The sequence below is a fragment of the Methylobacterium aerolatum genome (assembly GCF_022179085.1).
GTDB lineage: Bacteria > Pseudomonadota > Alphaproteobacteria > Rhizobiales > Beijerinckiaceae > Methylobacterium > Methylobacterium aerolatum.
Genome location: NZ_BPQE01000015.1, coordinates 71140 through 86615 on the forward strand (window position 1 = coordinate 71140; position 15476 = coordinate 86615).

General features: G+C 70.3%; 17 protein-coding genes. 7 read left to right on the plus strand and 10 right to left on the minus strand.

The genetic code is table 11. From position 1 onward, the window contains the following. Positions 1–39 precede the first annotated feature (39 nt). From MFF06_RS10785 to MFF06_RS10795, 3 genes are all read right to left on the minus strand, one after another. Positions 40–1350, minus strand: coding sequence for an N-acetylmuramoyl-L-alanine amidase (locus MFF06_RS10785; RefSeq protein WP_238203660.1), 1311 nt, complete (start codon positions 1348–1350; stop codon positions 40–42). Between the two features lie 138 nt (positions 1351–1488). Beyond that, a complete protein-coding gene (locus MFF06_RS10790) occupies positions 1489–2151 on the minus strand; it encodes a hypothetical protein (RefSeq protein WP_238203662.1) in 663 nt (220 codons plus the stop codon). Positions 2152–2315: 164 nt separating this feature from the next. After that, positions 2316–2669 (minus strand): phasin, encoded by a 354-nt coding sequence (locus MFF06_RS10795; protein WP_238203665.1) that lies wholly within the window; start codon positions 2667–2669, stop codon positions 2316–2318. A 523-nt stretch (positions 2670–3192) separates the two neighbouring features. On the opposite strand from MFF06_RS10795, the gene MFF06_RS10800 reads away from it, so the two are divergent. Beyond that, a complete protein-coding gene (locus MFF06_RS10800) occupies positions 3193–3369 on the plus strand; it encodes a hypothetical protein (RefSeq protein ID WP_238203667.1) in 177 nt (58 codons plus the stop codon). 103 nt (positions 3370–3472) lie between these two features. Here MFF06_RS10800 and MFF06_RS10805 read toward each other — a convergent pair whose 3' ends face one another. The 4 genes from MFF06_RS10805 to MFF06_RS10820 form a co-directional block, all read right to left on the minus strand. After that, positions 3473–5155 carry an acyl-CoA dehydrogenase family protein gene (locus MFF06_RS10805; RefSeq protein WP_238203669.1) on the minus strand — a complete coding sequence of 561 codons (1683 nt, stop codon included), beginning with the start codon at positions 5153–5155 and terminating at the stop codon, positions 3473–3475. Positions 5156–5264: 109 nt separating this feature from the next. Continuing rightward, on the minus strand, positions 5265–5471 hold the full coding sequence (locus tag MFF06_RS10810) for a hypothetical protein (protein ID WP_238203672.1): 207 nt from the start codon (positions 5469–5471) through the stop codon (positions 5265–5267). A gap of 238 nt (positions 5472–5709) precedes the next feature. Further along, a complete protein-coding gene (locus tag MFF06_RS10815) occupies positions 5710–7263 on the minus strand; it encodes an FAD-dependent oxidoreductase (protein ID WP_238203674.1) in 1554 nt (517 codons plus the stop codon). Positions 7264–7354: 91 nt separating this feature from the next. Continuing rightward, on the minus strand, positions 7355–8215 hold the full coding sequence (locus MFF06_RS10820) for a DMT family transporter (protein ID WP_238203676.1): 861 nt from the start codon (positions 8213–8215) through the stop codon (positions 7355–7357). Positions 8216–8529: 314 nt separating this feature from the next. On the opposite strand from MFF06_RS10820, the gene MFF06_RS10825 reads away from it, so the two are divergent. The 6 genes from MFF06_RS10825 to MFF06_RS10850 all read left to right on the plus strand — a co-directional run bounded on the left by MFF06_RS10825 (position 8530) and on the right by MFF06_RS10850 (position 13233). Further along, positions 8530–9456, plus strand: a complete 927-nt coding sequence (locus MFF06_RS10825; protein WP_238203678.1) for a YihY/virulence factor BrkB family protein — start codon at positions 8530–8532, stop codon at positions 9454–9456. A gap of 216 nt (positions 9457–9672) precedes the next feature. Continuing rightward, positions 9673–10539, plus strand: coding sequence for a dienelactone hydrolase family protein (locus tag MFF06_RS10830; protein WP_238203680.1), 867 nt, complete (start codon positions 9673–9675; stop codon positions 10537–10539). A 302-nt stretch (positions 10540–10841) separates the two neighbouring features. Continuing rightward, positions 10842–11288 (plus strand): response regulator, encoded by a 447-nt coding sequence (locus tag MFF06_RS10835; RefSeq protein WP_238203682.1) that lies wholly within the window; start codon positions 10842–10844, stop codon positions 11286–11288. Positions 11289–11433: 145 nt separating this feature from the next. Continuing rightward, the gene (locus MFF06_RS10840; protein WP_238203684.1) at positions 11434–11637 is read left to right on the plus strand and encodes a hypothetical protein; all 204 of its coding nucleotides are present in this window, start codon (positions 11434–11436) and stop codon (positions 11635–11637) included. A gap of 165 nt (positions 11638–11802) precedes the next feature. Further along, a complete protein-coding gene (locus tag MFF06_RS10845) occupies positions 11803–12948 on the plus strand; it encodes an alpha/beta hydrolase family protein (protein WP_238203687.1) in 1146 nt (381 codons plus the stop codon). A gap of 93 nt (positions 12949–13041) precedes the next feature. Then, positions 13042–13233 (plus strand): hypothetical protein, encoded by a 192-nt coding sequence (locus MFF06_RS10850; RefSeq protein ID WP_238203689.1) that lies wholly within the window; start codon positions 13042–13044, stop codon positions 13231–13233. Between the two features lie 115 nt (positions 13234–13348). Here the strand turns inward: MFF06_RS10850 and MFF06_RS10855 are convergent, their stop codons facing one another. The 3 genes from MFF06_RS10855 to MFF06_RS10865 are packed head-to-tail and all read right to left on the minus strand — an operon-like array spanning position 13349 to position 15476. Next, positions 13349–14317: a YncE family protein gene (locus MFF06_RS10855; RefSeq protein WP_370876745.1), complete on the minus strand. Its 969-nt coding sequence runs from the start codon at positions 14315–14317 to the stop codon at positions 13349–13351. Continuing rightward, complete coding sequence (locus tag MFF06_RS10860; RefSeq protein ID WP_238203691.1) at positions 14317–14850, minus strand: SRPBCC family protein; 534 nt, start codon at positions 14848–14850, stop codon at positions 14317–14319. Before MFF06_RS10860 ends, MFF06_RS10855 begins: the two co-directional genes overlap by 1 nt. Next, positions 14847–15476, minus strand: coding sequence for a DUF447 domain-containing protein (locus MFF06_RS10865; RefSeq protein ID WP_238203693.1), 630 nt, complete (start codon positions 15474–15476; stop codon positions 14847–14849). The genes MFF06_RS10860 and MFF06_RS10865 overlap by 4 nt, the downstream gene beginning before the upstream one ends.

Here is a 15476-nt window from a genome sequence, read left to right on the forward strand (position 1 = left end):
CGAACCGGGTCATCCGATCGACCCGTATCCACACCGTATCTATGGTGAAACTGGGGCGATGGCCGCCGATCGGCGGGCGCCCGCGCCCTGGCGACCGATACTCGTGCGGGTTGCAAAGAACTGGTCGACCGCCTTGGCCATCGAACCCGTCACCCCCGCGCGCCATTCCGGGTTCTGGAGCATCTCCAGGTCGCGCTTGCTCGACAGGTAGCCGAGTTCCACGAGGACGCTCGGCACGTCGGGCGAGCGCAGGACCACGAAGCGAGCCTCGCGGTGGGGCTTGGCGCTCATCTCCATCACCGGGCCGAGCTGGCCCATGAGGGAGCGAGCGAAGCCGGAGGAGAAGCCGCGCGTCTCCCGCAGGGTGAGTTCCTGGAGGATGTCGGCGATGTCCGGCGGCGCCTCCGACGCCTCGGCGCCCGCGGCGGCGTCGGCCCGGTTCTCGCGCTCGGCGAGCTTGGCCGATTCGGCGTCGGTGGCCTTCTCGGAGCCGGTATAGATCGTGGCGCCCCGCACCTGCGGCGCGGAGGAGATCGAATCCGCATGGATCGAGATGAACAGGTCGGCCTTCGCATCGCGGGCAATGCGGACCCGTTCGAGCAGGGGGACGAACACGTCCCGGTCGCGGGTCATCTGCACCCGATAGTGGCCGCCGGCCGAGAGCTTGCCCGCCAGGTCCTGGGCGAAGCCGAACACGATGTCCTTCTCGAACACGCCCGTCGAGGCGATGGCACCGGGATCGGTGCCGCCATGCCCGGCATCGATGACGATGAGCGGGCGAGAATCCGCCGGCTCGCTCACCGCCACGTGCGGCTGCGCCGGTGACGGATCGGAGGAGGCGGCGGCCTTGCGGAACGCCTCCCGCTCCACCTGCTTGAGGGGGATCGTCATGAGGACCGCCCCGTCGCGGGGCCGGGTCGCGGTCTCGATCCGGCCGACGATGGCGGGGGCGGCGAGGTCGATCACGATGCGCGAGCGGCCCGGCGCGAAGAGGCCGTAGCGGAAAGACTGGACCACGCCGTCGCGCCGCCGTCCCGTCTCGCCGTCGAGCTGGAAGTTGACCTCCGGCAGGTCGATCACGACCCGGTCCGGCCGCTCCATCACGAAGGCGCGGGCCTCGACGGCCTTCGACAGGGTGAGGACGAGCTTGCTCTGGGCGCCCTGGCTCGACAACTCGGCCGCGATGGCCACGGCCGAGGTCCGGCCGCGCTCGGTGTCCTGGGCCGGGGCGGGGAGGGCGAGGGCCAGGAGGGTGGCGAGCGCCGGGGCGGCGCCCGTGGCACTCCTCAGAGCGCCACCCAGGGTGGCCCTCAAGCCGGAAAATCGGATCACGTGCGCGCACTTCGGCATCGGACCATGTCGTTACCCATGCCCGTCGGAAGGGCAATAGGGGCGTGATGGTTAACGGATGCTTGCGGTCAACCGCAGGATCGCGCTCGTTTCAAGGCGAAGGCGTGCGCCGAAGGGCCCGCGCGGTGCGGAGCCCGGTCAACGGGCGGAGGCGGTCCGTCCGGCGGCGATGGTGAGGAGGCCCCAGCAACTCAGCGTCGCATCGGCGGCCCGCTGGAACTCACCGATCTGCAGGCGCACGATCTCGGCCATGCTGCGGGCACCGGCCAGCGCCCGCATATGCGCGGCGAAGGCTTCGCCCTCGGCGATGAAGTAGTTCACGACCGCCGTGCCCAGAGTCTCGGCCTGCAGGCGTGAAGTGGCGACGAGGGTCTGCGCAGCCTCGGGCATCACCAGCGGCGCGGGCGGCAGGACGGGCGGCGAGACGGGGACGGTCTGGGCAAGGATGTCGGAGGTGGCCTCGGCGGTATCGGCCAAGGCGTGCGCGGTGCTGGCGACAACCACGGCCGGCGACACGGCGGTGGCGGCCGTCCCGACCTGCTCCATGGTCTCCACCGCAGTCACCGTGGCGGCCTCGCCGGTGGCAGTAGACACCTCGACCGCGTGGCTCACGGCGCCCGGCATCTCGGCGGCCGATTCGACGAGAGCGGCCCCCTCGACACCTTCGGCGGGAGCCGAACCGGCCGGGGATTCGTTCGCCGACGTCTCGGCGGCTGCGGCCACGGCGTTCGTCGGAGCCCTGGAATTGACCGGAGGCTTGGCGCCCTGACGCGGGGGCTTGGACCGACGCACCTTGGACATCGCAACTCTCCCTTGCCGCGCGCGGGGGCACAGCCGTCGCCGGCCGTTCGCGGACAATCAGGGCCGGCCAGCGTGTGATGCGGCCCCGCGAGGGGCCCGCATCCTGGCCCGCCCGGGGCGGACCGGGGCTCCGTCTGCCCGAGGCAGACGAAGCCGGACGGGACTCAGCGAGCCGCGTTCTGGGCGAGGGTGGAGAACTCCTTCGCCTGGGTCTGCAGGGCCGTGAACTGGCTGCGCATGAACTCGGACTGGACCTCGAACGCCTCGCGCAGGTCCTTGGTGCGGACGAGCTTCTGCGCGTAGTCGAACGCCGCGTTGGCATTGTTCTGCGCGTGATCGAAACCCTTGGCGATCGCGGCGCTGAACGTCGACTGGAAGGTGTGACCGGCCGTCTGCATCTGCTCGCTGGTCTTGATGGCGTTGGCCATCATGGTGCCGACGGCGGTGCGGGCCTGATCGACGCTCTTCTCGGCGAAGTCGCGCATCTCGGTCGGGATCTCGAAGTTCGGGGTCTGCATGGGGGTCTCCAACCAGATAGAGATCGCTGGCGGGATCTGATGGCCCCGCCTCTGACGCGATCTACTTATGTTGCGCTGCAATAAAAGTCAACCCCGTTCGAAACCGGCGTTGTTGTGCAGGTCGCAAGACACCGGCAGAATTCGTAGCCCAACCGGATCCGGCTGTCTAGGCGGTGGCGCCATCGCGAAGGCCTGTCGCAAATCTTCGCGTGCCGAACCGTAGTTCCGGTCCCATCTTCGCGCTCTTGAAACAGCCGGTTTCACATCCGAAAGATCGCTGGCGAGCCCGAGCATTTGCGCGGCAGGCGCGACCTAAGCCGGAAACTGCATTCGGATGTCCATGGTCGGTGATTCGCCGCCGGGATATGAGTTCGTGACGATGGTGCGACGCAACCGAGAGACGCCCGCCCCGTCAGCGCATCGTGCCGAAGGCCGCGAATCACAGTCGCGACCGGAAACACCGGCAGCGCCCGGCGTTGACCGCCACCGGCACCGGCGACGGTGCCACGGAGGAGCACGGGCCATGAGCGACGACGACAAGAAGGACGAGGGTCAGGCGGGCTTCCGGCGTGACAGTGCCAGCCCGGGCGACAAGCAGCAGCCCGAGAACAAGCAGGAGAACCTCAACGAGCGCCTCGACGAGGCCCTGGAGGAGACATTCCCGTCGAGTGATCCCGTCTCGGTGAAGATCACGAAATAGGAGCCGCCGGCCCGGCACCGCCTCAGGTGGGGCGGGCGAAGCGGGCACAAAAAAGCCGGCCTCGGGTATGCCCGAGGCCGGCTACGGTAAAAGGGGTGGCGCCTTAGGCGGCGTCGAGCAGGCGGCGGGCGATGACCTGGGCCTGGATCTCGGCCGCACCCTCAAAGATCGAGAGGATGCGGGCGTCGCACAGAATGCGGCTCACCGGGTATTCGAGGGCGAAGCCGTTGCCGCCATGGATCTGCAGGGCGTTGTCGGCCGCCGCCCAGGCCACGCGGGCGCCGAGCAGCTTGGCCATCCCGGCCTCAAGGTCGCAGCGGCGCCCCTCGTCCTTCCGGCGGGCGGAGAAATAGGTGAGCTGCCGGGCGATGTTGATCTCCACCGCCATCATCGCGAGCTTGTCGGAGACACGGGGGTAGTTCACCAGCGCCTTGCCGAACTGCACCCGCTCCTCGGCGTAGCGCAGGCCGACATCCAGCGCCGCCTGGGCGACGCCGACGGCGCGGGCCGCCGTCTGGATGCGGGCGGATTCGAAGGTCTGCATGAGCTGGGCGAAGCCCTTGCCCTCGACCTCGCCGAGCAGGTTCGCCGCGGGCACGGCGAAGTCCTCGAAGGCGAGCTCGTACTCCTTCATGCCCCGGTAGCCGAGCACCTCGATCTCGCCGCCGGAAAGCCCCTGGACCGGGAACGGATCCTCATCCGTGCCGCGGGGCTTCTCGGCGATGAGGAGGGAGAGGCCACGGTGGCCCTTCTCCTCGGGCTTGGTGCGCACCAGCACGGTCATGATGTCGGCGCGGACAGGGTGGGTGATCCAGGTCTTGTTGCCGGTGATCTTCCAAGTGTCGCCCTCCTTCACCGCGCGGGTGCGCAGGGAGGCGAGGTCCGAGCCGGTGTTCGGCTCGGTGAACACTGCGGTGGGCAGGATGTCGCCGGAGGCGATCTTGGGCAGGAAGCGCTGCTTCTGCTCCTCGGTGCCGCCGCAGAGGATCAGCTCGGCGGCGATCTCCGAGCGGGTGCCGAGCGAGCCGACGCCGATATAGGCGCGGGACAGCTCCTCCGAGACCACGCACATGGCGGCCTTCGGCATGCCCATGCCGCCGTATTCCTCGGGGATGGTCAGGCCGAACACGCCGAGCTCGGCCATCTTCTCGATGATCGACATCGGGATGTAGGCGTTCTGCAGGTGCCACTCGTGGGCGTGGTCGGCGACCTCGGCCTTACCGAAGCGGCGCATCTCGGAGCGGATCGCCTCCATGTCCTCGTCGAGGCCGGAGATGCCGACGGTCGCGGCGCCGCCGCCGTCCCGCATCCGGGCGACCAGGGCGGCGCGGTTCTCCGGCGTGTTGCCCGTAGCGATCAGGGTTTCCACCGCCTCGGTGCGGAACTCCGCGGCCTCCTTGGCCGACAGACCGAGGGAGCCCACCGGGCGCACCATCTCGCCCTGGCTCATCGGGATGCCGGAGAACAGCTGGTCGAGGTACTCGCCGGCGCCGATGCGCACCAGCAGGTCCTCCGTCTCGCCGAACTGGCCGGCGGCGGTGAGGCGCTCGGCGTAGTCGCCGAGTTCGGCCACGGCCTCGGCATAGGTTGCGAGCCACGCAAGCCCATGAGCGGCGTGCTGCTGGGCTTCCAGCTTGGCCGAGTCGATCTTGCCGTCGGCCCCGATCAGGCGGCCGCGCACACGGCGGATGGCCTCGTCGGAGAGGCGCTTGGCGGCTTGACCGGCGGCCTTCGTCGTGGCGACGAGGTCGAAGGGCTCGGTCTGGATGGCGGGGGATGCGGACATGGCATTCTCTCGCGTCTGGCGTTTCTTATGTGGCCCTTCTAACCGTTTCCCGGCGAGAGCCGAAACAGATTCGATTACTGGACCGTTGAACCAAAGTTGAAGACGCCGATCAGCGCTTCACTTCGCAGCGGGTCTTCACGTAGGCACCGTCCTCACCCTTGAAGCCCGAATTGGCAGCGAGCACCGGCCCCTGGATCAGGCATTCCTGCAGGGAGTGGGCCGGCCCGGTGATGATGTCGAGGGCCGTATCGCGGGAGCAATCCTGTCCCTGGACGTTCGCGGCGCAAATCAGTGCGACGACGAGGATCTGGTTCATGGCCGTCCCCTTGAGGCGCCGGTCGTGGCGCAAGCACGGACAAGTGCGAGGCCGCGCCTTCCGTTCCCGGGCGCACTGACGCAGCCTTCGGCCTCCTCCGTGATCGCGGGCCACGGCGAAGCGGCGAACGGACCGGTGGCGCCCCGGGTGACGCGTCACCCGGGATCGCTGAAGCTCCAACCGCGAGGGCGGCGGGAGTATCGCGCCTAACGGCCGACCCGCACGCGCCGTCTCGCTCTCAGCCCCGCGCCAGGGCGACGAGGTCCGCCCCAGCCTCGATCTCGGCGGCGGGCGGCAGGCGGCCCTCGCCCAGGAGGTGGAGGAAGGCGGTGAAGGGGCCGTTGCGTCCGATGCTGCACGCCGCCGTCGCCCGGTCCCCGCGCACGTAGAAGGCGATGAAGTCGAGGGCGGAGGGATCGCCCTGCATCACGATCCGGTCGAAGCCGGGCGCGTATCCGCCGTAGTCCAATCGCTTGTCGCCTTGGTTGCTCCAGAAGAAGGGCGCGCCGGCAAACCGCTCTGTCGATCCGAGCATCGCGCGGGCCACATGCGCCCCGTGCTGCTCGGCGAGGCGCCAGTGCTCGATCCGGGCCGTCTGGCCGCTCGCCGTTTCGGGGAAGGCCGCGATGTCCCCGGCGATCCACACGCCCTCGGCGAGCCGCAGATCGCCGCCCACCGGCAGGCCGCCGTTCTCATCGGGCGTGACGCCGGAGATCACGCCCGTCTCCGGCTTCGCCCCGGCGCCGACGAGGACGATGTCGGCGGGCAGCGAGCCGCCCTCCTTCATCGCCACGGACTCGACGCGACCGCTGCCCTCGATCTCCGCGACGGAGCCCTGGCGGAAGGTCACGCCGTTTGTCTCGTGGTAGTGTTTGAGCGCCCGGCCGACCTCCTCGCCGAAGCGCTTGGCGAAGGGCACCTCCTCCCGGGCGAGCACGGTGACGGCGCAGCCGCGCTTCGTCAGGAAAGCGGCGGCCTCCATGCCGATGAAGCCCGCCCCGACCACGACCACGCGCTTTCCATCCCCGGCCGCCTCGCTCACGCGCACGGCGTCGTCGAGGCTGCGCAGGGTGAAAACGCCGTCGAGGTCCTTGCCGGGAAAATCGGGCATCGTGGCCCGGCTCCCGGTGGCGACGAGGATCGCGTCCCCGCCGACGTCCCGCCCGTCCGAGAGCGTCACCGTCCGGGAAGCGGGATCGACGCGGGTCACCTCCGCCGTGATGCGCTCCACGCCGTGGGCCTGGGCGAAGTCCGGCTCGATCACCGTCTTCTCCGGTGGGGTGGGCTTGGCCAGGAACTGCTTCGACAGCTTGGTGCGGTCGTAGGGTGGATGCGCCTCGCGGCCGACCATCGTGACCGGGCCGGCGTAGCCCTCCCGGCGCAGGGTCGTCACGCAGGCCACGGCGGCGGCGCCGGTGCCGACGATCACCACCCGGCCGGGCGTGGCTCCACCCGTCCGCGCTGGTTGCTTTACCGGCTCCGGCGTCAGGGTCGCCACCGCCTCGGCTCCCTCGATCCGGACGGGGTAGCGGGTCAGCCCGTCGAGGGCCGGGGGCTCCTCCAGGCCGCCGTCGGCGAGGGAGAAGGCGGCTTTGTGCCAGGGGCAGTAGATCCGCTTCCCGCAGATCTCGCCCTTGGCCAGCGGGGCGCCGAGATGCGGGCACTTCGCCTGGAAGGCCCGGACGCCCGAGGCGTCCCGGACGAACAGTACCTTGTCGTCGCCGGCCGCGCCCTCGGCCATGCCGCCCAGGGGAATCGCTTCCAGGGCGAGGCGGATCTCGGTCTGCGGCATGGCGATCTGTTCCCGTGGGCGAGGGGGCTCGGCTTCGGGGCAACAAGTCGCTCGGGCTCCCGCGGTTGCTCCCCGCGACGATGGGTGGGGGTCAGCCACGGTTCGCCACCGCGACGCCGAGGGCCGCGACCGCCATGCCGGCGAGCTGGAGCAGGGTCAGGGTCTCGCCGAACAGCACGTAGCCCATGGCGGCCGAGACCGGCGGGACGAGGAAGAACAGCGAGGCGACCCCCGCCACCGCGCCCCGGCGGATCAGGGCCAGCAGCAGCAGGATCCCCGCGACCGAATTCACCAGCACCGCCCAGGCGAGGCCGAACCACAGGGCGGGCGCCGGATCGAGATGCCCGCTGCCGAACAGCAGGGCCAGCGGCAGGGCGCAGACCGCGCCGCCCAGGAATTGCAGCACGGCGTTGGCCAGGAGGTCGCCCCCGCCGCCGGTGCGCTTCTGCCAGAGCGTGCCCAGGGTCAGGGCGGCCACTGCGCCGAAGCAGATCGCCAGCCCCGCGGGCGGGATGCCGGAGGTGTCCGCCACGCCGATCTTGGGCACGAGGACCATCGCGGCGCCGAGGAAGCCGAGCGCGATGCCGACGCCCCGGCGCAGGGTCACGCGCTCGCCGAGGACCGGCCCCGCCAGCGAGGCTGTCAGGAGCGGTTGCAGGCTGCCGACCAGGGCGGCGATCCCGGCGGGCAACCCGTGCGACACGGCGTAGAACACCCCCGACAGGTAGACCCCCTGCATCAGGAACCCGGCCACGAGGGGGCCGAACCAGCCCCTTCCCCCGGCGGGGAACCGCGCCCGGGACGCCAGGGCGATGAGCGCGAGCACGGCCGTCGCGCCGACGAACCGGATCGCGGTGAAGAGAAGCGGGTCCGCCAGCGGCGCCACCGCCCGCGCGGTGACGAAGCCCGTCGCCCAGATCACGACGAAGAGGCCCGGCACGGCGGCGGCCATACCGGGGCCGCGCCGGTCCGGCGGCGGTGCCGCCTCAGGGGCTGGTACGGCCCCGGCAGGGGGGGAGGCCGCGGAGCAAGAAAGGAACTTCACGCGGGGCTGAAGGCTTCGGAGCGGGAACGCGGCGAAAGGCCAAGCATGGCGACGCGCCTCCCGGCAACGGAAAACTTGCGGCCCCGCCCCGCCCCGGAGGCGTTGCCGCCATGCGTCACCGGAGGGGCGATCCGCCGGGAAACGGTGCGCGCCACATTGACGGATCGCCGCCCCGGCCCCCATCGACGGCGCGGCATTCGGAGCGGAGGCGGTCCAGGCCCGTGAAAACCCTTCGCACAGGACTGAACATCGCCGGACTGGCGGCGCAGCGCTTCGTCTCCCACGACGGCTGGGCGATCGCGAGCCACATCGCCCTGTCGATCCTGACCTCCCTGTTCCCGTTCCTGATCCTCCTGGCGGCGCTCGCGGGGCTGTTCGGCACGGCCTCGCTGGCCGACGAGGCGGGGGCGCTGATCTTCGAGGCATGGCCCCGGGAGATCGCTTCGCCCATCGTGGCGGAGGTGCACCACGTCCTCACCACCCAGCGGGGCGGGGTGCTCACCTTCGGCGCGCTCTTCGCCCTCTACTTCTCGTCCTCGGGGGTGGAGAGCCTCCGCGTCGGCCTGAACCGGGCCTACGGGCTCAGGGAGAGCCGGCCCTGGTGGCTCACCCGCCTCGAATCGATCGGCTACGTGGTCTGCGGCGCCTTCGCCATTCTGGCCTTCGCGCTCCTCGTGGTGCTCGGGCCGCTGATCTGGAGCCGGATGATCCTCGTCGCCCCCGGCCTCGAGCCCCTCGGGCTCACCGTGGCCATCGGCCGGATCGCGGTCACCGCCCTGCTCCTCGCCTTCGTGCTGGTGATCGCCCACAAGTTCGTCGCGGCGGGGCGCAGGACCATCACGGCCGTCCTGCCGGGCATCGCCGTCACGCTGGTCCTGTGGTTCCTGGCTGGGCTCGGCTTCGGCTTCTACCTGGAGCGCTTCTCGAACGCCTACGCCTCGACCTACGGCGGCCTCGCCACGGCGATGGTGTTCCTCGTCTTCCTGTACTGGCTCGCGGCGATGTTCCTGTTCGGCGGCGAGATCAACGGGACCGCCATCGCGGCGCGGCGCAGTCTCCTCCAGTCGAGGATGCGGGCGCGACAATTGGCAGCGATGGAGGGCAAGTCTTCCCCGGCGGAGATCGTCGCGAAACACGGCCGAGGCTAGTGCATCGATCCAGACGGAGGCGTCAGCCGGATCTGGGGAAATCGATGCAAAAACAAAATCCTCGTGCACGGGCGCACGAACGAGGTGTGTGCGCCCGTGCACGAGGGACACCCCCGCCGTCGCCGCCCCATATCCTGCGGCGGCGGCGCGCGAGCGTTTGACCACAACCCCCGGGGACGGCTAGCCCGGCCTCCCGCACAAACGACGAGGATCGCCATGACCGATGCCAATGCCGGGCTCGACGGACTTATCGTGCAGCCGTTCTCCCGGCGGGGCTTCGTGATGACGAGCCTCATGAGCGGCCTGACCCTCGCCACCACGCGGGTCGAGGCGCAGGTGATCCATACCGATGCGGAGGGGATCGAGGCCGGGGAGGTGGCGATTCCGGCGGCCGACGGGCCGATGCCCGCCTACCGGGCGGTGCCGAAGGGCGAGGGGCCGTTTCCGGTGGTCCTCGTCGTGGAGGAGATTTTCGGCGTCCACGACTACATCAAGGACATCTGCCGCCGCCTCGCCAAGGCCGGGTACTGCGCCGTGGCCCCCGAACTCTATGCCCGCCAGGGCGACCTCTCGACGATGACGGACGTGAAGCAGATCATCGCCGAGGTGATCTCAAAGACGCCCGACGCCCAGTGGATCGCGGATCTCGACGCGACGGTCGCCTGGGCGACCTCGTCGGCCAAGGGGGATCCGAAGCGCTTGGCCGTGATGGGCTGGTGCCGGGGCGGGCGGGCCGCGTGGCTCTACGACGCCCACCGCGCCGACCTGAAGGCCGCCGTCGCGTGGTACGGCCCCCTCGGCGGCGACCGCACCGCGATCCAGCCCCGCACCGCGGGGGACGTGGCGGCCGAGATCCACGCCCCCCTCCTCGCCCTCTACGGCGGCGCCGACACGGGCATCCCCGTCGCATCGGTGGAGGCGGCGCGCGACGCGGCCAGGGCGGCGGGCAAGGAGGTGGACTTGGTGGTCTACAAGGACGCACCCCACGGCTTCCATGCCGACTATCGGCCGAGCTACCGCAAGGAGGCGGCCGAGGACGGATGGGCCAAGGCGCTGGCCTTCCTCAAGGCCCACGGCGTCTGAGGGCCGCTCGGCTGCGAGGCGAGCGGCCGGGGGCAGTGCTGGCGCGTCGCGTCATCGTGTCTCGCGGCCGTGAGAACGGTTTTACCGTCTTGCGCCACAGCGTTTCCGGCTGTGCCGGACGATAGCCATAAATTTCTACCAGACGTTGGATCGTGCCTGTGTTCGGAATGACACGGCCGGGCCGCTGAATCTGTGCGAGGTTGCCGGCAGGATCTGTGCCTGCGCGGGTCCGGCCGCTGCGACGATGGTTGAGTGAACCGATCGCCGCGTCCGCCGTTCAGACCCAGTGGACATGCGGCTCCATGAGCAACGCGCAACAGCCCGGACGAAAGCCCGTCATCCTCGTCGTGGAGGACCAACCCGACGAGCGATTCCTCGCGGCCACGCTCTTGGAGGATACGGGCTTCACGGTGATCGAGGCCGAGACGGCCGACCGTGCCCTCACCATCCTGAACGACCGCGCCGACGAGGTCAGCGTCGTGTTCTCCGACGTGCGGACGCCGGGCCCGATCGGCGGGTTCGAACTCGCGCGCATCATCGGCGTCACCTGGCCCAAGGTGCGGGTGCTGCTCACCTCCGGCGATGCCGGCGATCAGCCGAGCGACCTGCGCGTCTCCGCGACTTTCATTCCGAAGCCCTGGCGGGCCGAGGACATCCTGGCTTGGGTGCAGGAGGCAGCTGGCCAGCCGCCGCATTCCGGCGGCCCCGCCGTGATCGGTCCGGGCGGGAGCCTGCTGCCGCAAACCTGACGGCTGCATAAAATTTCAGCGAGTTCGCTTGAAAAATCCGACCCAATACTAGCGGGCCGGTGAAACCTCGGGGGCGGCTTCGCGTTCGGACCATCTCAGTAGTTCGAATGCGCCGCGCCGCGGCCGCCGCCGCCGATTGGTCGTCATGAAGATCGTCACCGAAGATTATGCAGAGACGCTGGGGGTCGCGCGCGAGCGTTCGGGCAATGCCCTCGTCGCCGCCGTGATCGGCCAGGTGCTACGTCGCGATCTCGACGAAGACTTCGAGCTGCCAGCCCAATTTCTGGCCATGGTCCGCATCCTGGACAGGCTGCCGGAAGACCAGACGTCGCAATCCGGGCCGGGCTGAACTGCGCCGGGATCGCTGCGGCGCGAGCGAATTCCATTCAAGACGACCTCATCGTGCGCGAAGTGCGGGCAGCCCGCTCGTCACTCATCGCCTTCGGCGGCGAATCTGCTATGGGGACAACCGCCGGTGTCGCCGGTGCGGATGTACCCGTCAGCCGAGGCCGTCATGCGTGTGAAATCCCTGCGTGAACTTCTCGCCGTCGGCCTCGTGGCTGCCTCGGTCGGGGCGCACGCGGCGACGCCCCCGGCCCAGCCCGCCGAGGGCCCGGGCGGCGTGGGCGACCGCAAGGCCACGATCATGAAGCGCGGTCTCGGGCGGGCCGGCGCGCCGACCTATGCCTTCTACGCTGCCGCCCCGGCTCCGGAGGCGGGACGGCCCGTCGCGGTGTTCCTGCACGGCTGGGGCGCGGTGAACCCGCAGAGCTACGGCGGCTGGATCGATCACCTTGTCCGCCAGGGCTGGCTCGTCCTGTATCCCCGCTTCCAGGAGGTGAACCGCACGAGGCCCTCCGACGCGCCGGCCAACGCTGAGGCGCTGATCAAGGCAGCCCTGGACGAGGTGGCCACCGACAAGGAGGCCAAGCCCGACCTGTCGAAGGTCGCGTTGATCGGCCACCTCGCGGGCGCGCCGATGGCGATGGACATCGCGGGCTCGGCCCGCAAGTCGGGCCTCCCGGTGCCGAAGCTGATCTTCGCCGCCGTGCCCGGCGGCATCGCCAGCGGGCCGAAATCCCGCGGGATCACCCTTACCAACCTCGACGACATCGCCCCGGAGACGCTGATCGTCGCCATGGTCGGCGACAAGGATTCCCGCGCGGCCGACGCCGCCTCCAAGCGCCTGCTGCGCGAGGCGAGCGCGGTCCCGGCCGAACGCAAGCTGTTCGTGCGCGCGCTGTCCGACGACCACGGCTTCCCGGCCATGACGGCCACGCTCGCCGCCCCCGCCGGGGTCGACACCGCGTTCGACGCGGGCGCGATCAAGCTGCCGCCGGACCCCAAGGATGGACCCAAGCCCCCGCCGTTCCGCTGGTCGGCGGAGATGGCGCTCACGGGCGAGCAGCAGACTCTGGTCTCGCAGATCAACGCGGCACGGACGGACGCGCTGGATTACCTCGGCTTCTGGAAGACCTTCGACCTCGCGGCGGCGGCGGCCTTCTCCGGCTCGGATGCCGTGGCGCTCAAGGGCAATCCGCGCCTCGCGGACATGGAGCGCTGGAGCGACGGCTGGCCGGTGAAGCGGCTCTTCGTCGAGGTCCCCAAGCCCGTCAAGGCGCCCGCCGTGGCCAACGGGCAGGAGCCGGCCCGGCGCTGACACGCTCTGGCCTCTGGCGCGGCCTTTGCTAAGCTTCCCCTGCACGGCGGCGTGCGCCGCCCGTGCGCGAACGCGCACCAGAGGGGACGCGCCATGCCGGAATTTGTCGCGACGCTGCTCGCCACCGCTGCCTTCTGCGCCACGCTGCTGCTGCTCAACGCCCTGACCCGGTGCCTGCTGCAGGCGCATCTTGGCCCGCACGAGTTGTGCGAGAACGGCTTCGTGCAATACGGCGGCGCCCTGCTTGTCGCCCGCGCCGCCTACCGACGGGCGCCGGCGCGGTAGCCACCCTCCGTCAGTGCGGGCGTCAGCCAAGCAATCCGGGGTCACGCCACAATCTCAAGCGCCCCGCTGCCCTGGATCGCTTCGCCGACGCCCGCGATGACGACGGCGGCGCGGCCTACCGCAAGAAATCCCCGAAGGCCCGCGGCCCATTGCCGGTCTCGACGGTCCGGATGACCTTCAGGGTCGTTCCGTCGATCACCGTGAGCCGGTTGTCGCCCCAGTCCGCCACGTAGAGCCGCCCCGTCGCCGGGTCGGCGGAGATGCCTTCGGGGTGATCGCCGACGTCGATCTCGGCCACCGGCTTCAGCGTGGCAAGATCGAAGGCGGTCACGCTGTCGGCATATTGGTTGGTGACGAAGCCCCGTCCGCCCAGAAGCGCCACGACGTAGGGGCGCCGTCCCGTCGTCACCCGCCCGATCTCCCGGCCCGCCGCCACGTCGATGACCGACACGTCGTCGCTGGTGACGTTGGCGGTGTAGGCACGACCCGCCCTGGCATCGAGGGTGATGCCGAACGGGTGCTGGCCCACGGGGATCACCTTGGTCTCGCGCCGCGCAACCGCATCGACGACCGAGACGGTGTCCGCCTCGCGGTTGGCGACGTAGAGGGTCGCTCCGTCGGGGCTCACCGCCATGCCCGAGGGTGATCGCCCGACAGCGATCTCGCCATCGGGCACGAGGGCACCCCCGCGCTCGGTGAGGACGAAGACCCGGTTGCCGTACCAGTCGGCCACGTAGACCCGGCCCCCGCGCGGGTCGGCGGCCACCCCGAGGGGGCCGCCGGGCAGGGGAACCTCGCTCAGCACCGTGCCCGCGTCGAGGTCGAGCACGGCGAGGCCGTGGCCCTCGGGCCGGGTGACGTAGGCGCGTTTCCGGTCGGGCGAGAGGGCGATCCCAGCGGGAGCGCCATCGACGGCGATGCGCCGCAGAACCCGCCCCGCGGCGAGGTCGACGACCTCCACCGCGTTGCCGAGTTGCACCGTGACGATCGCCTCCCGCGCCGGACCGGGGTCGGCCGCGGTCGGCTTGGCCCAAACCGGCGCGAGGGCGAGGGCGGCGGCGAGGAAGCCGGCGCCGGGCCGGATCACGAGCCCTTCTCGACCTTGTTCTTCAGGTTGTTGAGGCTCGCCTTGATCCAGGCGCTGACGCCCTTCTCGGAGGCCTCGTCGTTCAGGTCCGGCGGCGGATCGTTGTTCATGTAGCCGCGGTAGAAGGCGGACTTCCACTCGACCTTGGACTTGTTGTCGCCCTGCGGCTCCACGGTGATGGTGCCGGAAAAGTCGTTGGCGGGCAGGTCCTTCACATCGACCTTGTCGATGTAGAACATGAACAGCTTGTCGTCGGGCTTATACTTCCCGCCGGTCTCGCTCATGGTGTTGCCGTTCTTGAGCGTCAGGACGCGCTTGGACTTGGCCGGGTCGTCGCCTTGCGTCTCGGTCTTCGTAACGTTCTCCAGCCAGTTCGCGTCCTTCCAGTCGCCGACCACGGCCCAGACCTTGTCGGCGGGGGCATTGATCTCGATCGACTCGGAGACCTTCCGCCGGGTCGGCCCGTGGGCTTGGGCGGTGAAGGCCACGAGGGCGGCCAGCGCCGCCGTCGCCAGGGTGGTTTTTCTCATTCTGCTCTCTCCTGCCGCGTTCCGCGGTCCTCCCGGTCGAGGATCCGGGCCTCGGGGCCGAGCGCCGCCGCGACCTTGTCCTCGATCCATCCCCACGCCTCACGCTCGCGGGGGCCCGCCGTCTTGGCGATGGCGATCGCGAGGTAGGACATCTCACTCAGAACCTTGGCGGGCTCCAGCATGTGCAGCCGGGTGGAGAGCACCGCCGCCTCCAGCACCGCCGCCTGCGCCCGGTTGTAGCCGATGAACGGCGCATGGGCCGCGAGGTGGCGGATCCGGCCGTGGTAGCGGGGGCGCTGCGCATCCTCCTCCACCGCCACGACCTCGAACTCGGCGTGGCCGAAGCTGTCGGCGAGCCGCCGGCCGGGGATGGTCTGGCAGGGTTCCGTCGACCAGTCGCGGCGCCCCGTGACGGCACCGGCGATGACCCGGATATCCCGGGGGCTCGAGGCCGCGAAACAGGGATTGGCACCCAGGTTCTCGATGGTCGGCGAGGGGCGGAACGGGGCGAGGACGTAGGTCTCCTTCCCGTCGGCCCCGTCCCCGCGAATCAACCCGAAGGGCACGAGGTGCAGGGCGCCCTCCGCCGAGAGCGTGGTGACGATCGTCTCGAGGATCAGCGGCAT